Origin of the sequence: Rossellomorea marisflavi, assembly GCF_022170785.1 — a bacterium.
GTDB classification, from domain to species: domain Bacteria; phylum Bacillota; class Bacilli; order Bacillales; family Bacillaceae_B; genus Rossellomorea; species Rossellomorea marisflavi_B.
In genome coordinates this window covers 4,086,957-4,108,482 of the sequence record NZ_CP081870.1, presented here as the reverse complement: position 1 = coordinate 4,108,482, position 21,526 = coordinate 4,086,957, and the positions used below count along the sequence as shown (strand labels likewise).

The 21,526-nt window shown below is 47.4% G+C and carries 18 protein-coding genes; 11 read left to right on the top strand and 7 right to left on the bottom strand.

Annotated elements, in window-relative coordinates; all coding sequences use genetic code 11:
* The first annotated feature begins 30 nt into the window (after positions 1-30).
* Positions 31-1,239: an aspartate kinase gene (locus K6T23_RS21185; protein WP_238283247.1), complete on the top strand. Its 1,209-nt coding sequence runs from the start codon at positions 31-33 to the stop codon at positions 1,237-1,239.
* Between the two features lie 40 nt (positions 1,240-1,279).
* Here K6T23_RS21185 and K6T23_RS21180 read toward each other — a convergent pair whose 3' ends face one another.
* Positions 1,280-1,540 carry a hypothetical protein gene (locus K6T23_RS21180; protein WP_238283246.1) on the bottom strand — a complete coding sequence of 87 codons (261 nt, stop codon included), beginning with the start codon at positions 1,538-1,540 and terminating at the stop codon, positions 1,280-1,282.
* A 152-nt stretch (positions 1,541-1,692) separates the two neighbouring features.
* Between K6T23_RS21180 and K6T23_RS21175 the strand changes: the two genes are divergently transcribed.
* Positions 1,693-1,848, top strand: coding sequence for a DUF1540 domain-containing protein (locus tag K6T23_RS21175; RefSeq protein ID WP_079514148.1), 156 nt, complete (start codon positions 1,693-1,695; stop codon positions 1,846-1,848).
* Positions 1,849-1,946: 98 nt separating this feature from the next.
* Here K6T23_RS21175 and K6T23_RS21170 read toward each other — a convergent pair whose 3' ends face one another.
* Positions 1,947-3,389 carry a PH domain-containing protein gene (locus K6T23_RS21170; protein ID WP_238283245.1) on the bottom strand — a complete coding sequence of 481 codons (1,443 nt, stop codon included), beginning with the start codon at positions 3,387-3,389 and terminating at the stop codon, positions 1,947-1,949.
* Positions 3,386-3,949 carry a PH domain-containing protein gene (locus tag K6T23_RS21165; RefSeq protein ID WP_238283244.1) on the bottom strand — a complete coding sequence of 188 codons (564 nt, stop codon included), beginning with the start codon at positions 3,947-3,949 and terminating at the stop codon, positions 3,386-3,388. Before K6T23_RS21165 ends, K6T23_RS21170 begins: the two co-directional genes overlap by 4 nt.
* Before the next feature lie 515 nt (positions 3,950-4,464).
* On the opposite strand from K6T23_RS21165, the gene K6T23_RS21160 reads away from it, so the two are divergent.
* The 3 genes from K6T23_RS21160 to K6T23_RS21150 all read left to right on the top strand — a co-directional run bounded on the left by K6T23_RS21160 (position 4,465) and on the right by K6T23_RS21150 (position 6,490).
* Positions 4,465-5,124: a hypothetical protein gene (locus K6T23_RS21160; protein WP_079514154.1), complete on the top strand. Its 660-nt coding sequence runs from the start codon at positions 4,465-4,467 to the stop codon at positions 5,122-5,124.
* 66 nt (positions 5,125-5,190) lie between these two features.
* Entirely contained in the window at positions 5,191-5,559 is a 369-nt protein-coding gene (locus tag K6T23_RS21155) for a hypothetical protein (RefSeq protein ID WP_238283243.1), read from the top strand.
* A 13-nt stretch (positions 5,560-5,572) separates the two neighbouring features.
* Positions 5,573-6,490: a hypothetical protein gene (locus K6T23_RS21150; RefSeq protein ID WP_238283242.1), complete on the top strand. Its 918-nt coding sequence runs from the start codon at positions 5,573-5,575 to the stop codon at positions 6,488-6,490.
* 95 nt (positions 6,491-6,585) lie between these two features.
* On the opposite strand, the gene K6T23_RS21145 is transcribed toward K6T23_RS21150, so the two are convergent.
* From K6T23_RS21145 to K6T23_RS21130, 4 genes are all read right to left on the bottom strand, one after another.
* Complete coding sequence (locus K6T23_RS21145) at positions 6,586-8,538, bottom strand: ABC transporter permease (RefSeq protein WP_238283241.1); 1,953 nt, start codon at positions 8,536-8,538, stop codon at positions 6,586-6,588.
* The gene (locus tag K6T23_RS21140; RefSeq protein ID WP_238283240.1) at positions 8,528-9,289 is read right to left on the bottom strand and encodes an ABC transporter ATP-binding protein; all 762 of its coding nucleotides are present in this window, start codon (positions 9,287-9,289) and stop codon (positions 8,528-8,530) included. Before K6T23_RS21140 ends, K6T23_RS21145 begins: the two co-directional genes overlap by 11 nt.
* 104 nt (positions 9,290-9,393) lie before the next feature.
* The gene (locus K6T23_RS21135; RefSeq protein ID WP_238283239.1) at positions 9,394-10,395 is read right to left on the bottom strand and encodes a sensor histidine kinase; all 1,002 of its coding nucleotides are present in this window, start codon (positions 10,393-10,395) and stop codon (positions 9,394-9,396) included.
* The gene (locus K6T23_RS21130) at positions 10,392-11,081 is read right to left on the bottom strand and encodes a response regulator transcription factor (RefSeq protein ID WP_238283238.1); all 690 of its coding nucleotides are present in this window, start codon (positions 11,079-11,081) and stop codon (positions 10,392-10,394) included. Before K6T23_RS21130 ends, K6T23_RS21135 begins: the two co-directional genes overlap by 4 nt.
* 518 nt (positions 11,082-11,599) lie before the next feature.
* Here K6T23_RS21130 and K6T23_RS21125 point away from each other — a divergent pair.
* The 6 genes from K6T23_RS21125 to essA all read left to right on the top strand — a co-directional run bounded on the left by K6T23_RS21125 (position 11,600) and on the right by essA (position 21,501).
* The gene (locus K6T23_RS21125) at positions 11,600-11,893 is read left to right on the top strand and encodes a WXG100 family type VII secretion target (protein WP_048012098.1); all 294 of its coding nucleotides are present in this window, start codon (positions 11,600-11,602) and stop codon (positions 11,891-11,893) included.
* Between the two features lie 74 nt (positions 11,894-11,967).
* Positions 11,968-12,210 (top strand): ESX secretion system protein YukD, encoded by a 243-nt coding sequence (gene yukD, locus K6T23_RS21120; RefSeq protein WP_053429740.1) that lies wholly within the window; start codon positions 11,968-11,970, stop codon positions 12,208-12,210.
* Between the two features lie 15 nt (positions 12,211-12,225).
* Entirely contained in the window at positions 12,226-13,548 is a 1,323-nt protein-coding gene (gene essB / locus K6T23_RS21115) for a type VII secretion protein EssB (RefSeq protein WP_056539436.1), read from the top strand.
* Between the two features lie 12 nt (positions 13,549-13,560).
* A complete protein-coding gene (essC, locus tag K6T23_RS21110; protein WP_238283237.1) occupies positions 13,561-18,006 on the top strand; it encodes a type VII secretion protein EssC in 4,446 nt (1,481 codons plus the stop codon).
* Positions 18,003-21,035: a type VII secretion protein EsaA gene (gene esaA, locus K6T23_RS21105; RefSeq protein ID WP_238283236.1), complete on the top strand. Its 3,033-nt coding sequence runs from the start codon at positions 18,003-18,005 to the stop codon at positions 21,033-21,035. The genes essC and esaA overlap by 4 nt, the downstream gene beginning before the upstream one ends.
* A complete protein-coding gene (gene essA, locus K6T23_RS21100) occupies positions 21,025-21,501 on the top strand; it encodes a type VII secretion protein EssA (protein WP_162244168.1) in 477 nt (158 codons plus the stop codon). The genes esaA and essA overlap by 11 nt, the downstream gene beginning before the upstream one ends.
* The last annotated feature ends 25 nt before the right edge of the window (positions 21,502-21,526 follow it).

Here is a 21,526-nt window from a genome sequence, read left to right as displayed (position 1 = left end):
TCAGATCCAATGGAAAGAAGGGTGAAGCGTGTGATTGTACAGAAATACGGAGGCACATCCGTAGAATCGGTATCAAATATTAAAGGGATTGCTCGGAAGGTGGCGCTTGAAAAAGCCGGTGGACAAGATCTGGTCATCGTCGTTTCGGCTATGGGAGATACAACCGATGAACTGATGAAGCTTGCTGACCATATCACCACTAGGCATCATAAGCGGGACCTGGATATGCTTCTTTCGACGGGAGAACAGGTGACGGTTGCTCTACTATGTATGGCCCTCAGGGAAGAAGGGGTGGCTGCCACCGGCTTGACCGGCTGGCAGGCGGGGATTTCCACGACGACCGATCACGGAGGGGCATCGATCCTGTCGATTGCCCCCGAGAGGATACAGGGGGAGTTGAAGATGGGGAATGTCGTAGTCGTTGCAGGATTTCAGGGAATAACGGGAGATGGTGATATCTCCACCCTTGGAAGAGGTGGCTCCGACACGACTGCTGCAGCGCTTGCGACCAAGCTAGGTGCCGAAAGATGTGAGATTTATACAGATGTTGAAGGGGTTTATACCTCAGATCCCCGTTATATAAAGAATGCCGTCATGATCAGCTCCTTGACGTATGAAGAGATGTTAACGATGGCACGTAGGGGAGCCGGGGTCCTGCATCCGAAAGCGATTGAACATGCAATGCCTTATAACGTCCCTCTGGTGGTCCGATCTAGTATGAGCAGGGTAGGAGGTACATGGATCCATGGATCACCAAGTAAGGGAGTCAGTCATCCTGTTTGTGGGGTCGTCTTTCATAAGGGCAGATTCTGTTATACTCTCTCACCCATTCAGAATAGGATGAAAATCAAACGGCTCATCTCCTCACGCTTGACCTTATGGGGGATGGAATACGATACCCTGATAGAAGAGGGTGGAGATACTCTTGCCTTTTTGTTAGCGGAGGACGATCTAGAGCGTGCAGATTCAATCTTTGACAGTGCAGGGGCCATCTTCAGGCGGGCCAGAAAAGCCACGGTGACGGTGGTTGCAAAGGATAAAAAGACCTGTCCTGTGATTCGGGATAAGGTCAGACAGATACTCCAAGAGAATGGGCTCGGGTTCCATATCATAGAAAACTGTACTAATCACGTGACGACCGTTGTGGAAGAGTCTCATGCGGTTGATCTGGCTTCTCTTCTTCACTCAGCATTTGGGTTGGATGAAGTCCAAGCTTTTGAGGCGGCAGGTATTTACTGAATGAAAAGCTGGTCAGCAGGATTACCTGCTGACCAGCTTTTTATCTTGTTACTGGTGTCGATTTCAAACAAGACAGCTTTTGCTCATTATGAAAAACTGCATAATGAGCAGATGCCACTTTTTCTTCAATATAATCCAGAGACAAATTCCCAGAAGGGTCTGCAAGACTCCCGATTGCCCTGGATAAGAGATCGACGACTACCTTTAAGTTTGTTCCTTCCTTCAGTGCATGCTCATCGTTCATTCGATCCATGATGTCCAAAGCTAAGTTTTGGACGTGATATAAACGTCTGTCGTTCATATAAGCCCCCTCCATCATCATTGATGAACTTAATATATGGGAGGAGCCCGAAGGATATGACTTCTTCAACTCGCTTGTGGAATGCTATGGCTCAAGGTATGAACCGCAGAGAAAATGAGAACGCTAAAGGGTAGCTGAGGAGGTGAATAACCATGGCACAAGATGTACTATGCGAAGTCAGTAACTGCCGCTACAACAAAGAAGGCAAACGCTGTTCGGCTGATCAGATCTTTGTGGTGAGTCACAGAGGAAATGAAGCCCATGACAGCAAGGAAACCGACTGTAAGACGTTCGAACCGGGTATGTAATGACAGAAAGCAAGGCAACCATGGGGTTGTCTTGTTTTTTAGTATTGATAATAATTCTCAATCTTATTCGTCTTCAAAAAATAAATCCGCCCGTCTCTTTAAGACGAAGCGGATTTTTGTTTGTACCAATCATAGAATTCGCCGGCTTCTTCCCTGGATACCCCGTAAAGCTCGCTGACGTGGGTGGGATCGGCCCTGTTGGTGAAGGAAAGAGTGGCAATCCCGAATCGGCGCTGTAGCCATGAGTGGGTGACGGTTGCCTGTTGGATCCTCCGTTTATGGGTTACAAAGGTTTCTGTCGTGAGGGCGCCGCTCCGGATCTGGATCAGGTCCCCGTGACGGATGTAACTGGTAAAGGCGTAGTCGAGTACCCTCAGAATGACTGCCAATATAAAGAGGATGGCGGAAACCCAAAGGAAGGCCGGTTTGAAAATGAGGAAGCCTGCAATGGACAGGACGGTCACATAATAGGGCCTGAGAAGCTTAGCCCAAAGGACCTGTCGTGGAAAGCGACCCATTTGTTCTTGGATCTCATAGTCGGGAAGCATGTCCTGGATGATTCGATAGGCTTCATGCTTCGGGAGGAATGGATAGAGTGAACTTGTTTCCTCGCTTTCAAGCTCAGATGATCCGGCGCTGATCAGCTTCACCGATGCCAGCCCCAGAAGACGCTTCAGGAGCGATTGTTCTACCACGACGGCCTGTACGTTCCGCTTCGGGATAGAGAAGTGGGTCACGTTTGCCACTCCTTTTTCGATGTAGATCTTGTCATGATCGTCGCTGATCGTGAACTTCCCGTATTTCAAATAGACCCTGACATAGCCGATGACCGATGAAATGAGAAGGGCAATGACAAAAAGAATGATCAACATCCACCAGTGGAGGACCAGGTAATCCCAAGCTCCTTCCGCCCCGTCTTCTAGATTGAAGAACACGGCAAGGTTCGAATAAGCGGCACTGAGGAGCGGGAAGATCGCAAGAAAGCTCAAGGATGTAAAGGAGGCCCGTATCAGGTCTTTTTTCTTTGACTGGAAGCGCAATGTGCGCACGGCTTCAGCCTCAAAGATTTCATCCCCTTCCTCGCGTCCGGTCTCACGCTGCTGCAATCCGACTAGGGAAAGGATCCGTTCTTTTTCTTCTTGGGTGATCACGGGAAAATCTATCTCTCCGTGATCACCGGAAGTCCCGGTTTCAAGTTTCAACGATGTGAGACCGAACCATTTGTGGACAAATGTCGTGTTGGAGGTCTGGTTATGAACGCGGTCCAGTCCTGCCGTCCGCTTTGTTTTCACAAATACCCCTTCATGAAGAACAATCGTCCTCTCAGTCACTTCATAGCCGTGAAATCTCCATTTCAAGAAGATATTCACGATGGCCCAGACGGAACAGGCAATGAGGATGTATCTTCCCCATACCACCCATCCGGAATTGGATTGGGCTTTCAGGACGAATAAGAAGAAGTAGATGAAGAACACGCCCTTTACAAAAGACACAAGCTCCACAACAAGAAAGGCAGGGTGGAACCGCTGGATACCGCTCATATGGCTTCCTCCTCCTCATCCCGGACTTTCGCGTAGGTGGCGATGACGGCCTTCAGCCGCTCTGCTTCAGCCTGCGGGATGGCAGGGATCGTATGATTTGATGTGGTGGTCCCGATCTCTAAATCGTACAGCCCATATTTGCGTAAGAAAGGTCCCTGCTCCGTTCGTACATATTCGACTTTCTCCATGGGAATGACCACATGCTTCGTATTCCACTTCCCGTTCTTGAGTTGGATGAACTCTTCATCGATCCGGTACCTCCAATGGCGCTGGACGAAAACCGGTTCCAGGAGAATGGAGTACAGGGCGGATAGGATCAGGAGTCCTCCCAAAGTGTACAGGACAGGACTCACCCATCCATACCAGTGGAAATGATCCGCACAGTACAGTAGCACTGCAATGATGATCAGTGCAATAGCATGCCCGATGGTATTGGTCAGCCGCCACATCTGGACGGCATCTTTTGATATCGTTTCGGTTGGTTCTTCAATATGTATGTACATTCCGTCTTTCACCTCTCCTGTTATACGGATAGATGGAATGAATGGTTTCAGGTTCATCCCAAAATAATATTTCACATAAAAGGTTTAACTTTCCTTTAGAAGTGATATTTAACATGTAGTTCAAACTATTGAAGACTAAATGCTCAAGCATCGGTCCACTGATAAAAAAGAATCAGTTTCATTACGAAATAAAGTAAATGGAAGGGTGTAGTCAGAAAGCCTTGCATTCTTATCAAACATGCCAGGTGTATGAAAGATTGGAAGGAGATCTCCTTCCAATCAACGGAATTTTTGAGACTAATAACCTAGGTGGGTGACATCCAAAAATAAACAAATGCTATCATAACAGTATTTTACCAATCATGCTATAGTTGAAAAGATTGGAATTTTTAGTGGTTGTGTCCCTGATGATCCAGGGATAAGCCATGATGACCCCAAATCAACCTGGCCAAAGGGGAAATTGGCAGAAGCGAATCTTTAATTAATTGATTGCTGTCTCGCGTTCATGGATGAAGCGGAAGAAGCCATTGATTTCTTAAATAACCAAAACAATCTTGAGAGGATGGATCAGCGTGAAAAAATTAATCATCATGCTCGTGGCTTTATCATTCATCGTGATGGGCTGCAGCCAGAGCACGTCTTCTGACGAAAAGTCGGAGAAAAAAGAAAGCACTCAAACAGAGAAGAAGGAAGACAGCAAAAAAGAAGAAGCTACTAAAGACGAAAGCAAGGAAGAAACAGATAAAGAGGATACGGCAAAGAAAGAAGAGCCGAAAAAAGACCTCTCCGATGCTGAAAAACAGGAGGCCCTCATTACGTATATCAATGATGATGTACGGAAAATTGCCGATTATGAAACCGAGGCTGTTGTAGCTCTTCAAGGTGTATCAGGAGAGAACTATACAAACGATGAAGATATGTACGAAGTCTTGACCAAAGAGGTTATCCCGACTTATGAAAAAGCAGTGGACACGGCTGAGAACATTGAAACCCCGTTTGAGGAACTTGAGCCTATGACGGCTAAATTGAAAGATATTGTAGCCACTTACCATGAGGCCCTCATGCTACAGAAAGAAGGGATCGAAAAGCAGGACGTTTCTTTGATTGAAGATTCCAATGCGAAGGCGCAGGAATACCTTCTGGCAGCACAGGAATATCATATGGCCATGAGCGATTTGGCAAAAAAATATGATGTGGATTACCAACCTGACAATCAACAGTTCTCTAACTGATTGTGACGCAGAAGCCCCTTCCCCAGGCGGAAGGGGCTTTTTTACTCTTTGGATGACGAGGTGACAATGATGAAGCGAGCGATTGCGATGATGGTGGCTGTTTGTCTCATGTCCTTTTTTCCTTATCAGTTGGGGCTGCCTTTTCCAAGCTCTTATCTTCCGGTCTTCTTTTTCATTAACGGGCTATGCGCTCTATGGTCCGTTTTTAATCAACTGGTCGTGATCGCTTTCTATGAATATCGAATTCATGATCATAAAGATACCTTTTTTCATATAGTCCTGAAATTTGTCCTATGGCCGGGCATGATCCTTAATCACCATGTCCAGCTCGTGCTCTGTCGGCTTCCGTTTGTCATCAATAAAGCATTGGGCATCTTATATGCATTGGTGTTGTTCATACTTAGTATGTTGGTATCATTCGTATTTGAAGGGTGAAGGAGGGGATGAGATGAAAAGGCTGACGCTCAGTGCATCAGACTTTGCATCGTTATTGAAAGAAGGAGGATACGGGCGACAATCGAAAAATGTAAAAAAGCAATACGGATTGAACGAGCTCCCTCCGGCAGTAGGAAGTGATTTTTCTGATCGGGTCATATCATGTATCGGAAAAAGCAGCATGTCTATCTTTTATCATGCGGAAGAACGGAGGGGCATGGCTCTTCATGCTTCATCGGTGAAAGAGGCACTTGTGGAATGGGTTGAAGGTGATCAATACACCTTCTGGTTCCAGCCTTACCATGAGGGTATGGAGGAGCTGTTCAAGGATTTCTTTGCCCTGCAGGAGGAACGGGAAGCTGTGCAGGTGGAGGAAGTGAAAATCCAGAAGTGGCTGATCTATGAGGATTCATTCGAAGAAGATGAATGGAATGAGCTTTTGGAAGAAGAAGGGGTTTCTGAAGAAGAACGAAAAACCGTGAGAGAGTTCAAGGAAAAAGGATACGGGGCCCCGAATGTGGTGACAACCATCTTTCCTGATAGGCTGACTTCTTACCGGGAGGAAGCATTTATTGCAGGGGAAGGGTACGTATGGCTTCTTGACCCTGAGACGGTAGAGGACTCTTTCTTCCTGGGATTGAAGAAGATCGGGGTTGCAGAGTATGTGGAGCGGCTGGTCCTTCAGGCAAAAGAAGTCCTATCACCGCATACAGCGGAAGTGAAAAAGTTCTCGATTAAGCGAGGGATGATGTTTCAATTGAAGGGGCAGATACCGATGCTTGTAGTGGTGGCCATCCTATGTGTGAATATGCAGGCATGGGAAGCGGATGGCTGGCTGGAAATCGCAGTCATGGTGATTTTTTATGAGTTTTTCTTGGGTATCCTCTCTTTAATTTCCTGTCTTAGACCCCGGAGATTGTTCTATATATAAACGAGAAAGAGGCAGGAGCAACCTGTTTTAGTCATAGTAAAACCCGAAAACATTTGCATGCGATACGGCAAATGTTTTCGGGTTTTTACTTTGTTTCATGACAAGGAGTCCCTGATGACTTTCTGGTAATAGAGGACGGACAGGATGCCAAACATGGAATAAAGAACGGCATACACACCCATGACGATCAAGGTCGGAGCCCAAAAGTCATTCCCGAAGAAGAACCAGCCCGACTTGACGGCAAAGTAGCTGTGAAGAAGCCCGATCATGAGGGGGATTCCAAAATTGAACAGCTGTTTGAATTGAATCCCTCGTAGAAGATCTCCACGGATATAGCCAAGCTTGCGCAGGATCGTGTAATTGGGTTTCTCGTCTTCGCTTTCATCCATCTGCTTAAAGTAGAGGATGCAGCCTGATGTGACAAGGAAGGCAAGTCCAAGGAACGCAACACAGAACATGGCGATCCCCATGTTGGACCGTTGTTGTTCTTTGCTGTTGAGTTGAGAGATGGACTGGGTGGTTTCCTGATTGAACGTTTGATTGAACAGTTTGTTGGCATCTTTCAACTGGGACGTTTCTTTCACATCCAACCCTAGATATAGACTGGTTTCCATTTGAATGGAAGGATCCAGATCGCTCTTGAGCTTGTTGAATAAGGCATCATCAACAATCCCGATGGGGAAACCGCCTCCTGTGAACTTCCACGAAACATAGAAATCATCCTCCATGCTCAGGTAGTTCTGTTTTTCCTTATGCTCTTTCCCTTTGTAGACTACACGACCGGAATCCTTCATGGGAATAAAGCGGCTGAGCATATCACTGTAGCCCGTCAGGATCGTTTCGCCAGGAGAGAGATTCACTCCCTTCACGTCCTTATCGCTGATCACAGCCATCTGGGTATTACGGGTATCCATCTGGAACCCTTCGTTTTCTTTCTGCTTCATGATGGCAGACAAATCAGCGTTTACCTGGATGACCTCGATCTTTGTGACATCGTACGGGATGTCTTTCTGCTTCAGCGTCTCCTCAAAGATCTTCAGTTCATTTTCATCCTCAAGGGCAAAGTGGTTCGGCGTCTGGCTGATCGCTGTTTTATCGGCTGAATAATACGAGATATACGTCAACGATAAGAGACCGATGGCAAGGGCCGATACCGTGGTAATGACGGTAAGGAGCAGGGAGTTGGACTTCATACGGAACATGATCGATGAGAGGGACAGCACCTGGTTGATGCTGAGGTAGCCTCCTTGCTGTTTCCTGATCACGTTAAAGATGAAGCCGACAGACCCTTTATAAAAGAAATAGGTTCCAATGATGACAGACCCAAGGATGAACGCCATGGCCATGAATAATTCGGTCATGGAGGTGAAGTCGCCTCCAAAGAGCCTGGTAGATACATAGTAACCCGCCGCTATCAGTCCGATTCCACAAAGCCCCATGAAGACTTCCCAAATCGACATGCCTTTCATTGAATTCTCCGTTGATGACTTCACGTTGAATAAGGCCAGGATCGATTGTTTTTTGATAAAGAAGGCATTCATCATCATGATGAGGAGATAGATGCCGATGAATACAATGATCGTCTGGAGAAGTGCGTCTCCGGAGAAGCGGAGCTCTGCGGTTGAAGACACCCCGGTCACCTTGAAAAGGACCATCAGGATCAACTTTGAGAAGGAGAACCCGGCGAAGATCCCGATCACCATCGAACCGAAGTAAAGGATGGCGTTTTCTACGGTCAACAGCTTGAAGATCCGGTTCTTAGTCATCCCGATGAGCTGGAACAGCCCGATTTCCTTGCTCCTTCTCTTGATGAAAATGGTATTCGCATAAAGCAGGAAGACTGCCACGATGATCACCAGAAGATAGGATGAAACCTTGATGGCGGCTGCGCCCTTCACGTCCCCCTTTGTTTGATCGAGTGCCGGGTCGAACTGCAGCGTCACGAAGGCAAAATACAGGGCGACACCGAATACAAGGGCAAATACATAGAGATAGTAGTTCTTGATGTTCTTCTTCAGATTCTTCAGGATCAGCGAATTAACGTTCATGCTGTACCCCGCTGAGGAGGCCCTGGGTCTTCATGATATCCTGGAAGAAGGCTTGTCGCTCCTGGAGGCCCTTATTCAACTGGGTATAGATCTGCCCGTCTTTGATGAAAATCACCCGGCTGCAGTAGCTTGCCGCCACTGGATCGTGGGTGACCATGACGATGGTCGACTTCAGGTTTTCGTTCAGGTCGCTCAGCTTGTTCAAAAGATCGGATGCCGATTTGGAATCCAGGGCACCTGTCGGCTCATCGGCGAAGATGATGCTCGGGTCATGGATGAAGGCCCGTGCGGCCGACGTGCGCTGTTTTTGCCCGCCTGAAATCTGATTCGGATACTTGTTCTTCAGTTCATTGATCCCAAGCTGTGAGGCGAGAGCAGAGAATTTTTGATCGGCCACCTTCCTTGGTGTCTTGGTGATGGAGAGGGGAAGCAGGATGTTTTCCTTCACGGTCAAGGTATCGAGAAGGTTATAGTCCTGGAAGATGAAGCCCAAATGATTCTTGCGGAACTCGGCCAGCTGCTTCTCTTTCATACGGGTCATTTCGTTGCCTTCGATCTTAATGGATCCTTCTGTTACGTTATCGATGGAGGAAAGTACGTTCAACAGCGTCGTCTTACCTGACCCAGATGCCCCCATTATGCTAACGAACTCACCTTTTTCAATCGTGAGATCGATTCCCTTCAAAACCTCTTGTTTATTGAATTTGTTCCCATAGCTTTTATGCAATTTGACGGCTTCCAGTATGCTCATTAGTCAAAACTCCTTTGCGTTGGTTGATAGTTTCATTATAGGAAGCATGGAGTTCCGTTTCCTTTCATTCAGCGAACAAAATAGAAAAGCATGTGACAATGTTGTCACATGCCCATCACCTGGTGAATCTCGTTGCGGTCAGGGAAAATCAGGGTGAAGGTCGATCCTATACCAGGAGTGGAGTCTACTTCGATTTTGATGAGGAGGGAATCGGTGATGACCTTCGTCAAGTAGAGCCCCATGCCGGTGGAGGCAGAATGGTTATGGTGGACCGTCGATGTGAACCCTTTATCGAAAATCCGAGGCAGATCTTGAGGCTCGATTCCTCTGCCCTTGTCCCTGATAGACAAGGACATTTGATCGCCGGCAGTTCCAGTGATCTCGATGTCTGTTGCTTCACTGTATTTGACGGCGTTGGTGAGGAGTTGCCTGAATACGAACGAAAGCCATTTGGAGTCGCTTAGCACTTCGGTGGAGGCAAGGTCGATATCGAAACCGATCCCTTTCTGTATGCACCAAGACTGCAACGTCTTGATTTCTTGATAGAGGAGGTCTTCTACATCGATCTTCTCAATATAAAGGTCATTCTCCATGATATCCATGCGCTTCTGATGGAGTTGCTGGTCAAGAAGCAGGTGAATCCTCAACCACTCATATTTCAAAGGGGCCTTGAGAGCATCGTTCTCCATGCGTTCCATGATGAGATGCATTGCTGTAAGAGGCGTCTTGACCTCATGGATCCAGGCGAGAAGGTCATCCTTTTCCTGATCGAGACGCCTCCTGTTTTCCGACGCGGCCTCTTTCAGGCTTTGCCCCTGCTCGGTGAGGATGGTGTAGAGGATATTCTCAAAAGGAGAGTCCGGTTCCGGGACCCCGCTGATCGTGAAATTCCGGCTCCATTCCTCCAATCCCTTATAAAAACGGGTCTCCCTCTGATAGCGGAAGAAAAGGAACCCGAGGAAGAAAAGAGAGGACAGGAAGGAAACATAGAGAACGGAGGCTACCGGTATGTCTGCATCGAGAAAGGCGATCCCGAGATAGAAAAACTGGAGGAAGATGAACATGAGGATCCAGCTTTTCCTCTCCCACAGGAATGCCCTGATCATGAAAGCTCTCCTTCAACGGCCATATATCCCTGCCCCACCTTTGTCAGGATGTTTTGCCCCAGGCCGATCTCATCCAGGCGTTTCCGCAGGCGGTTCACATTCACCGTCAGGGTATTGTCACTGATGAATCGCTTATCGTCCCACAGCTTGTTGATCAGCTCATCCCGGGTGACAATCCGGTTTTTATGCTCGATCAGGAGCTTCAGGATGAACATTTCATTTTTCGTCAGCTCGATTTCCCTTTCATCGTTGTCCACGGTATTCCGCTCATAATCGACCTTTGCCCCGCACCAGGTCTTCAGATTGACCACCTCGGCATTATAGTTGTAGACCCGCCTGAGCGTTGCCTGCACCTTTGCCACCAGTACATCAAAGTGGAAAGGCTTCTGGATGAAGTCATCGGCCCCTAGCTGCATCGACATCACCATATCCATCGGATGGTCCCGTGAAGACAGGAAGAGGATCGGTACATTGGAGTGGGAACGGATCATCCGGCACCAGTGGAAACCATCGAACTTCGGCAGCTGGATATCAATGATCACCAAGTCCGGCTGAACCGCTGCGAATTCCTCCATCACCAGACTGAAATCCTTTACACCGTGGACTTCATACGACCATTGAGTCAATCGGTCACGGATCTCATTGAATAAACTTGTATCATCTTCGATCAAAAGCAATGTAAACAATTAAACCACCACAATACTGTTTTTTAAAAATTTTACCGAATAATGAAAGGTTTTACCAGATATATCAGCCATTTTATATAGGCTTGCTAGAGTATGGAAAGGAGTGAAAAGCCTGTGAAGAATTTGGTCCCCCATCCTTTGAACCAAAAAGTTTAACAATTTCTGAAAATTGCGGTTTATAAAAGTAAATATCAGGATATATAGTAAGTACTTGTAACCGTAAAGGGCTGAGTATGGTATCTTATCCCGACGTACGAACCGGGGTATGTCGATATCTGTCGTTTCGACGGGTCTGAAAGACCTAATCGACAAAGCATGACATTACATTATTCCTAAGGAAACAGAGATTTTAGTAGTTATAAAGTTTCCTTTTCTGAGTAAAATCTGTGTTTTTATGTAAGATTGTAATACTATGTTAGATGAAGTTGTCAGTAAAAGGAATCTATTCTTTGTTATGGGTATTCAGACTTTATATAGATGATTACCAACTAAAAACGTTATAAGGGAGAGGAAATTACATGTCAGGAAGAATTCGCGTAACCCCAGCAGAATTGGATGGTATGTCAGGCCGTTATTCAAACGAAAAAGGTAAACTAGAAAGCCAAATCGGCGATCTTGATGGAATGATCCGTGAACTTGAATCAATGTGGGAAGGTGAATCAAGCCGTGCCTTCAGCGATCAATATGAGCGCCTTCGCCCGTCTTTCGTTGAAATGCAGGAATTGCTAGGAGATATCTCACTGCAACTCAGAAATACTGCAAGAGCCATCGAAGATGCAGACAATCAAATCGCCAGCCAAATTCGTGGATAATCATTTCCGACGACATTTCAATCAAGGAGCGCTTAACGTGTTGAGGCGCTCCTTCTTTATGAGGTGAATGAACGATGTACATAGAAATCACCGTCGATCTCAATCGATATCAGAAGGGGAAGGTCCTTGACCTTCGTCTCTCCAATTACCATACGGTCAAGAAGCTCATCGACCTCGTATGGCAGTCCCAAAAGCTCACCTCGGAACCAAGGGAAGGGTACTGGATCAGGATTTCCAATAAGGACCTGGTCATTTCAGGAAACGCCCGCCTGAATGAAGCCGGGATTCTCTCGGGTGACCGGGTTGAAATTTTATAAAGGAGATCAATGACCATGGCCGAAACGAAACGGACGTACCTAGAAGAAAAGCTTGATATTGTTGTGAACCGGACTGACGACGTCATCACGTTCGTGTTTCAAAATGAAAAGATCAAACTGGATCATGTCAGAGAAATCATGTTTCTTAAAGACCTGGATCCAACCATTCAAAAAGAAATCAGGATGGAAAATGATGAACTTAGCATTTCTCACACCATCCCTGCCTCATATATTGCCTCTGACAAGCTGAATATCGGTGAGAAGGAAAGGCTGATAACGGCACTCCAACTTGTCCATAGGGTGCAGCAGCACCGACTCTCAAGGATTCATTTAGTAGTAAGCCCTGGGAATATTGTTTTCGACCAGGGATTGAGCCCTCACTTCCTGCATTACGGAGTAAAAGAAAGCCTGCCTCCATATGAAAAGGACGGAGACACCCTGTTCAAGGAAACGAAGGCAATGGCTGCCTTCATTTCAGAGCCGAAACTATCATTCGATGACTATATCAAATTCAGTGAAACGATCAAACTTTCCGAAGTGACACGGGCCATCATGGAAACCGCCACCTTCGAAGAACTGGAAAACGTGCTGAATAAGAGTATCCTGGATGCGAAGGAAGTCGCTGCTTCCTACATGTCCATCAGTAAAAAGAAGTGGAAGACCAACCGCTATATCCTGCTGGGTGTATCCATACTATTGGTTCCAGCCATCATCTATTCAATCTATTCATTCTTCTTCATCAACCCGAAGCAGGAGAGCATTGTTTCCGCTCAGGAAAATTTCTTACTGAACAAGTACAGTGATGTTGTCACGGAATTGGAGCCTTATGAGATTGATGATATTCCAAAGGTGGCCCAGTACCAACTGGCCCTCTCCTATATTGTGAATGAATCCCTGTCAGAGGATCAGAAGGAGAATGTCAGGAATACGATCTCCCTCCAGTCCGATCCCATGTACTACGAGTACTGGATCAACATAGGGCGCGGAAAGGCGAAGGAAGCCCTTGATACAGCCCGTTTCCTCGAAGATAGGGATTTGATCCTGTTTGGCCTGCTTAAGTATCGTGAACAGGTAAAATCCGATAGCGAACTGGATAGTGAAGAAAGACAACAAAAGCTGAACGATATTGAAAGTGAAATCAATGAGTATGAGGAAGAAATGAAGAAGCTTGAGGAAGAAAAAGCGGCTGAAGAAGAGCAGGCGAAGGAAGCGGAGGCTGCTCCTCAGGAAGAACAGGATGCCGGACAGCAAGAAAAAGAGGCACCTAAAGCGGATGATCAGAAAAAAGAAGACCAGAAAAAAGATCAGCAGAAGAAAGATGATAAAAAAACAGACTGAGTGGGTGATTGAATGTATGCCCTGTGGATTTTATATAAGGAACAGTATCAATATTACAGAATCAATTCGGACAGGGAAACGGTAACGATCGGGCGCAATCTCACAGATTCTGTGACCCTGCCTTCTCTCCCGGCCGAGTGGGAAACGCTGTCTATTGAAAAGCTCGGTTCATCGTTCCGGATCAAAGGAGATCTGGAAGAGGATATCAAGCCCGGAAAGGAATGGACGTGCCAAGCTGGCAGTGAGAAACTTTCCATTCTCATAGCCCCGCTCGCGGAAGAAGACAATGTGTACTTCATAGGTCATTTGGAAGAGATGTTCTTAGGTTCCCGGAAGGGTGCACATATCTCAATCCCTCATCACGAGGGAGAATGGTACAGGGGTGAGAACGGACGATGGATGCTGCATCCAGACTCCGGATTGTATTATGTGAACGGGGAGCGGATCAGAAAAAAAACGGAGATCCGCACGGGAGATATGATTTTCACTCCCTATGTGACCATCACCCTGTTGGAGGATGATCTCATTTCTATCCATTGGGTAGGGGAGATGGAGATTCATTTGCCCGAGTCCCGGCGTCCACTGTCCGAGATGAAGAAGAAGTATCCAAATTATCGTCGTACACCACGGATGGTCTATGACCTCCCAGAAGAAAAAGTGCAGCTGTCGTTCCCGAGTCAGGAATCCGATGACTCGGGCAGAAGCTTGTGGATCATCATCCTGCCGCCCCTTGTCATGCTTGTGGTCATGGGCTTCATTGCCCTTGTCATTCCTAGGGGGATCTTCATCATCATCTCGCTTGTCATGTTCACCACGACATTGATTACGTCCACCGTTCAGTTCTTCAAGGATAAATCAACTAGGAAAAAAGCGAAAGAAAAGCGTGAGCGCGTATATACGAGCTATTTGAAAAACAAACGGCAGGAGCTTCAGGACCTCGCTGAGAAGCAGACCGATGTGCTCCGATTCCATTATCCATCATATGAACGGATCAAGTATCTCACGGAAGAGCTCTCGGACCGTTTGTGGGAAAGGACCCTTGACAGCCCGGATTTCCTTGAATTCCGCCTTGGTACAGGGAAGGTTCCTGCAAGTTATACCATTTCATTGAGCTCAAGCGATATGGCCAACAGAGAAATGGATGATCTCTTGGAGCAATCTCAGAAAATGAAAGATGTCTACAGTGAAATCGACCACCTACCAGTCAAAGCGGAACTCAGCCTTGGGGCAATCGGCTTGATCGGAAAGGAAGCTGTCTACAAGAACGAAATTCATCAGATGGTTGGTCAGCTTGCGTTTTTCCATAGCTATCACGATCTTCGCTTCGTGTTCATTTTTGACGAAGAAGAATATAACGAGTGGGAATGGATGAAGTATCTTCCCCACTTCCAACTCCCGCAATCCTATGCAAAAGGATTCATTTATAACGAAAAGACCCGTGATCAGATCCTGTCTTCCATCTATGAAGTGCTGAGGGAGAGGGATATAGATGATGACGCCAAGGAAAAGGTGATTTATTCACCCCACTATGTGTTCATCGTCACGAACCATCAGCTGATTTCCGACCATGTGATCCTTCAGTATCTTGAAGGGGAGTATGCCCATCTCGGGATGTCCGTCATTTTCGCGGCGGAAGCAAAGGAGAGCCTGTCGGAAAATATCCATACCCTTGTCCGGTACATCAATGATCAGCAGGGTGATATCTTGATTCAAAAGAAGAAAGCGGTCAAGATCCCGTTCCGATTGGATGCTTACGACCGGGAAGGCAATGAGCGTTATGCCCGCATGCTAAGGACGCTGAATCATCAGATCGGGATGACCAATTCAATCCCGACCAGTGTATCGTTCCTGGGTATGCTCGGAACGAACGATGTTCAGCAACTTCCGATCAAGGAAAACTGGCTGACGAGGGAATCGGCCAAGTCACTCGCCGTACCGGTGGGGCTGAAAGGAAAGGAAGACCTTGTGGAGTTGAATCTTCACGAAAAAGCCCATGGTCCCCACGGACTTCTTGCAGGTACTACGGGTTCAGGGAAAAGTGAGTTCCTGCAAACCTATATCCTTTCACTGGCGGTCCATTTCCACCCTCACGAAGTAGCCTTCCTCCTCATCGACTATAAGGGTGGGGGAATGGCGCAACCGTTCAAGGATATCCCGCATTTGTTGGGGACCATCACCAATATCGAAGGGAGCAAGAACTTCAGTAACCGGGCCCTTGCTTCCATCAAAAGCGAGCTGAAGCGGCGCCAGCGCCTGTTCGACCGCTATGAAGTCAACCATATCAATGATTACACCCGTTTATATAAGCAAGGGAAAACCGAAGTGCCACTTCCGCATCTCTTCCTCATTTCCGATGAGTTTGCAGAGTTGAAAAGCGAAGAACCTGACTTCATCAAAGAGCTGGTCTCCGCTGCCCGTATCGGGCGGAGCCTTGGTGTCCACTTGATCCTGGCGACTCAAAAACCTGGTGGCGTCATCGATAACCAGATCTGGAGTAATGCCCGGTTCAGGGTGGCATTGAAAGTACAGAACTCGGAAGATAGTCGAGAAATCCTTAAAAATTCCGATGCAGCTGCCATTACCGTGACGGGCCGTGGTTATCTCCAAGTCGGAAATAATGAAGTATACGATCTATTCCAATCGGCATGGAGCGGTGCACCGTATCAGGAGGATTCCTATGAAGCGGAAGATGAGGTGGCCATCGTGACCGACCTTGGCCTCATTCCTCTATCCGAAGTGTCATCCAGCCCGGGTGGTCAAAAAGATGTGCAATCAGAGATTGACGCCGTCGTGGATCGCATCGAAGAGATGCAGTCAGCGATGAATATCGAGAAACTCCAGAGCCCTTGGCTGCCGCCCTTGGCTGATCGATTGTACTTGCCGAGGGAGACCTCGCCTAAAGAAAACCAGATCTTCCTGGCAACGATCGATGAGCCGGAGAAACAAAGTCAATCGCCTTACTGGTATACAGTGGTCGAGGACGGCAATGTCGGCATCTTCGGATCATCAGGCTACGGGAAGACGCAAACGGCCATCACGCTCCTCATGGGGATGGCCAGGAGCTTAACGCCAGAAGAGGTTCACTATTATCTACTCGACTTCGGCAATGGGGGGCTTCTCCCATTGAAACAGCTTCCTCACACGGCCGATTACTTCCTCATTGATCAGGAGAGGAAGATTGAAAAATTCGTGTCGATCCTGGATGAAGAAATGGCCAACAGGAAACGGTTATTCCAGCAAAAAGAGGTAAGCTCCATCAAGATGTACAACACGGTCAGCGAAGAGAAGCTGCCCCTCCTCTTCGTGACCATCGATAATTATGACATTGTCAAAGATGAAATGATGGACTTTGAAATACAGATGAATCAGCTGGCGAGGGACGGCCAATCCCTCGGGGTTTATATGCTTCTCACAGCGACCCGGGTGAACTCCGTCCGTCAATCACTGATGAATAACCTGAAGACGAAGATTGCTCACTATCTGATGGACCAAACGGAGACCCAGACCCTGGTAGGGCGCGTCGACTTCGAACCGGAAGCCATTCCGGGCCGTGCCATTGTCAAAAAGGACACGGCCTTCTTCTCCCAGATCTTCCTCCCTTCAGAAGGGAAGGACGACTATGAGCAATTGAACCGATTAAAAGAAGACGTACAGTTCCTCCGGGAGAAATATTCCGGTATGACCCTTCCAGATCCGGTTCCGATGCTTCCGACAGAGCTGACCATGGTCAATTTCACACAGTATACAGACCAAACCCAGCGACAAGGACTGCTGCCTGTCGGCTTGAACGAAGAGACGGTCAAGCCGGTCTACGTCAATTTCCAGAAGACCAAACACTGCCTCGTCCTTGGACAAGCCCAAAAAGGGAAGACGAACGTCTTGAAGGTGATGGCCAATACGATCCTTCAACAGGATACGGAACATCTGGCCATTTTCGATTCCATCGACAGGGGTCTTATCCACATGATGAAAGAGGACAAGGTGGTTTATATGGAAAACCGCGAGCATATCGATATTTGGCTGACGAAAGCCGAAGAGATCTTCGCTGCAAGGGAAGAACAGTACAACCAGTCCATCACCGACGGAAACTCCCTGCCTCAATTCCCGCCGATCTATCTCATGGCGGATGGGTATGGAAGATTCCTTCAGAATGTGGATACCAAGCTGCAAGATCGCATCGTCAAATGCATGAAGAATTATTCCCACCTGGGCTTCTATATCATCATGAGCGGCAGCAATAACGAGCTGTCCAAAGGGTATGACGCACTCACGACCGAGTTGAAGCAGATCAGGCAGGCCATCGTACTGATGAAGAAGTCCGAGCAGACCCTTTATACGCTCAGCTACGACCGTAAGGAACCCGAGATACAACCGGGCTTCGGCTATTATGTCGAAAACAGTAAGGAAATCAAATTACAAATACCACTCATGGTAACAGAAAGGAAAGTACTCGCATGACACAGAAAGTAAGCATGGTTAAACTTTTGGTAGCCATCTTAATGATCCTGGCCACACCGTTACTCTTCTTTCGTTCTGTCGGTGATAACCCCCTGAAGGTAGAGAAGAATGCCACCCAATCGATTGCCATCGTCAATGAAGATGCGGGTACGGAAGTGGAGGGGGAATCCCTGCAGTTCGGGGGTGACGTCACATCATTACTCGGTGATGATTCTTCCTACGAATGGACGGTCGTCGGAAGGAGTGCGGGGGAGAACGGCCTTGAAACATCGAAGTACGATGCAGTGGTCTACATCCCCTCCGACTTTTCAGAAAAAATCATGACCTATGATGAAGAACGACCGGTCAAAACAAACCTGAACTTCAAAGTGCAAACGCAATTGAACTCAGTGAATAAAGAAAAGGTTCTCCGTGAAATCGAAACGGCCAGTAAAAAGGTGAACAATAAAATGTCGACCCTTTACTGGAACTATGTGTCTGCGGATATGGAGAATGTCAGGGATGAATTCGATCAAATCCTTGAAAAGGAGCAAACGTTCCAGCAAACGATGCTCGCTTTCTACAAGCCATCGTCCAAGGACCTTGCCGGCCAGATCGAACAGCAGCAAAATATGCTTCTCGGTCTTCAGGAGTCCATCAAGCAGGCAGACAGCCGTGTGCCTGAACAGGAAAATACCCTTGAGTCATTCCAGAATAGGCTGACTCAATTCGTTGAATACGTCGACCAGTACCGGGAATACCAGGACAATCAAAAACAGCTCCTTGCCGAGGTGCAATCCCAGTCGGTACAAATGATCGACGAATCCACTCAAAACGCCCAGCCGATGTACATGAAGCAAAAAGAGCTGTTCGGACAGCAGGGCAGCCAAATCGATAACGGCATGGAGCAGCTGAACGCAAAGATGAAGGATAATCAGAATGCGTTTGCTGCGCTGAAGGAGAACCGAATGGCAGAGGTCGACCGCCAAGTACAAGACTTCTACAGCTTCCAGAACCGCGTATTGGACTATTACCAACAACTGCAGGATACAAGGAAACTGGATAATCTGCAGGGTACGATCCTGGAATGGAACAATAAAATTTCCTCCGGGGACGGAGTGATTTTTGATCCACCAGTAAAGCCAGAAATGCCAGAGGAATCCGAGGGTGAGAATGAGAATGAGAACCCGGGCAACCCAGGAAACCCTGATGCCCCTGGTGAAGACAACGGTGAAAATCCAGGGGAAGGGAATGGACCGGGTAAACCGGGAGATTCTGCACCTTTACCGCCTGACTTGAATCCGGAGATTGCAGAGCTTAATGAGATTTCCGCAGGTATGGAAGCCATTCAAGGAATACTTACCGGGGAGGAATTACCTACTCCTGAACAGTTGACCGAAACGGTAAAAAATCTGACGTCACTCAGTGAGCGCCTGGCCGGCGTGAAGTCAAGCCTCGACCAAAAGAACACGAACACAGAAAATCCCCTTCAGAAAGAAGTGGATAAACTTCTTAAGGAAGTAGAGGCTCTAACAAATCAGAACAGCGGTCTCGGTGAGCGTATCAAAGAGCTCGAAGCAAGGGTGACCGGACTGCTAGCAGATAAAGAAGCGTTGAAAAAGCATATCGAAGAACTGAACGAGAACAATGACATTCTGACGAAGCAGCTGGAAATGTTCTCAGACAACATCATGAATATCGTCGGAGAGATTGATGCCAAGGAAGCATCCATTCTTCAGTCACCTGCATTGTCCTCCAAGCGAAAAGAAGATCTTGGCGGCTATTTCGCAAGGGACATCAATAATTATAAGCTCATGGACTTGATCAAATACTATGCGTACTTGGATCAGTATGAAGCTGTATTGAATGGGATGCTCAAGGAAAATGGAGTGAAGAAGACCGTACTGGATGATGAAGATGTACGAAATGAAGTCATGGGGATCCTTTCTGTGACCGACGGGGAAAAAGCCATGTGGGAAGACATGAACACGAACAGGCTTCTAACCACCCAGGATGGACTCAACACCCTCCAGGATTCTTTCGCTGTTTTCATGGCAGAATACAATGAAACGCTTAATAATAACCAAAAACAACTTACAGAAAACCTGAACGCCATCAGCCAGGATGCCGGGAAAGTGCTTCAGCGCATCCAACAGCCTGACCAAACCGCTCCGGCTCCGAATAATGGGGCATCAGGCACGGAAGTTGTTGGAAATCAGCAGCAGGTTGTGAGTGAAGTCAAGATGATCCATTCGTTCCTGACAAATGTGCAGGATAATCAAAGTACGATTGTATCCTATACGACGGATCTGCAATCCAATGTCGCCAACGTGCAAAATGATGCCGATACGCTGAACAATAAGTGGGCGACGAATGTCGCATCGACACAAATGGTGCGGGATGATGTATTCAGCATCCTCGGAAATGCATTTGTGGACGGACAATCCAATGGATACGTATATGACTTCCTGACCAATCCATTGAAGGTGAGCGGAGATGTTCCTCAGGAGAAGAAGGACAGCGTGATCCCTCCGGTCGTCATCCTGTTCATCATCCTGATCTCGAGCCTTATGATCGGCTATACAAGCTATTACTTCCAGCGTGTACCGCTCTGGCTCCAGGGAGTGCTGTTCCTCCTGCTGAATTTGATTGTAGGATTCCTGATCAGTCTTTACGGACTTGATATCTATTCCCTCGGAGAGTCGCGCGAAGTGGAGTGGACGGTCTTCACCATCCTGCTCCTGCTAACAGGTTCAGGGCTTGTCCGGATGGGCTTTGTCACTCATCGCCTCTTGGGCTGGTTCATCTCAGTCGCGATCGTCGCTCTGTTTGTCACGCCGCTGCTCGCCCTTTCAACGCCGAACTTCAGCTTTAAGGATCCGATGTCGACGGTGTATCTGTCGATCCAATACGGCACGGATTCTAAGTTCGGACAGGCCGCTCTCATCATGGGTCTCATCCTGGCAGCTCTTGTCGTTCTACAGGTGCTCCTGGGACGCAATAAGGGCCATGGAGGGGACGCTAAGGGTGATAAAGCCTATGAAGGCTAAAATCCTTCTGGTGGCCATTCTCGTGAGCCTCCTCGTTATGGGGGCTCCGGTACAGGCCAATACGGATATCGAAGACCTCGTCCCGAATGATTATCAAAACAATAAGTTCCGGAAAAATACAGACCTGATCCATGAAAGGAATCTGTATAACAACGAACGGAGCAACATTCCTGAGGTGCAAAAGGGATTGACCTTTGATGGCACCGGGAGTGAAACATCCGAAGAACGATTGGAAGCACTCTTTCAGGGGACGGAAAAAGATACGAATACCATCAAAGCAAAAGCCGATAATCTCAAGCTCTTCAGTGAAACTGAAACGGCCAAATTGGGCTCGTTGGAAGAGCAGGGTGAGAATTCATCCTCTCTGTCTCTACTCATCATCATTTTTGCAGGGATTTGTATCGTGCTCCTTATTGTGGTGATGATCGCCTGGGCACGTACAGGTCAGAACGTAAAAAAAGCGTAATCGATATGAAAAAGCCGGGAATCAT

What these genes read in the sequence shown, in the direction of transcription:
- K6T23_RS21180 (WP_238283246.1), bottom strand. Translation starts at nt 1,540, where the DNA reads ATGAACGACAGACGTTTATATCACGTCCAAAACTTAGCTTTGGACATC.
- K6T23_RS21175 (WP_079514148.1), top strand. Translation starts at nt 1,693, where the DNA reads ATGGCACAAGATGTACTATGCGAAGTCAGTAACTGCCGCTACAACAAA.
- K6T23_RS21170 (WP_238283245.1), bottom strand. Translation starts at nt 3,389, where the DNA reads ATGAGCGGTATCCAGCGGTTCCACCCTGCCTTTCTTGTTGTGGAGCTT.
- K6T23_RS21165 (WP_238283244.1), bottom strand. Translation starts at nt 3,949, where the DNA reads ATGAACCTGAAACCATTCATTCCATCTATCCGTATAACAGGAGAGGTG.
- K6T23_RS21155 (WP_238283243.1), top strand. Translation starts at nt 5,191, where the DNA reads ATGATGAAGCGAGCGATTGCGATGATGGTGGCTGTTTGTCTCATGTCC.
- K6T23_RS21150 (WP_238283242.1), top strand. Translation starts at nt 5,573, where the DNA reads ATGAAAAGGCTGACGCTCAGTGCATCAGACTTTGCATCGTTATTGAAA.
- K6T23_RS21145 (WP_238283241.1), bottom strand. Translation starts at nt 8,538, where the DNA reads ATGAACGTTAATTCGCTGATCCTGAAGAATCTGAAGAAGAACATCAAG.
- K6T23_RS21140 (WP_238283240.1), bottom strand. Translation starts at nt 9,289, where the DNA reads ATGAGCATACTGGAAGCCGTCAAATTGCATAAAAGCTATGGGAACAAA.
- K6T23_RS21135 (WP_238283239.1), bottom strand. Translation starts at nt 10,395, where the DNA reads ATGATCAGGGCATTCCTGTGGGAGAGGAAAAGCTGGATCCTCATGTTC.
- K6T23_RS21125 (WP_048012098.1), top strand. Translation starts at nt 11,600, where the DNA reads ATGTCAGGAAGAATTCGCGTAACCCCAGCAGAATTGGATGGTATGTCA.
- yukD (WP_053429740.1), top strand. Translation starts at nt 11,968, where the DNA reads ATGTACATAGAAATCACCGTCGATCTCAATCGATATCAGAAGGGGAAG.
- essB (WP_056539436.1), top strand. Translation starts at nt 12,226, where the DNA reads ATGGCCGAAACGAAACGGACGTACCTAGAAGAAAAGCTTGATATTGTT.
- essC (WP_238283237.1), top strand. Translation starts at nt 13,561, where the DNA reads ATGTATGCCCTGTGGATTTTATATAAGGAACAGTATCAATATTACAGA.
- esaA (WP_238283236.1), top strand. Translation starts at nt 18,003, where the DNA reads ATGACACAGAAAGTAAGCATGGTTAAACTTTTGGTAGCCATCTTAATG.
- essA (WP_162244168.1), top strand. Translation starts at nt 21,025, where the DNA reads ATGAAGGCTAAAATCCTTCTGGTGGCCATTCTCGTGAGCCTCCTCGTT.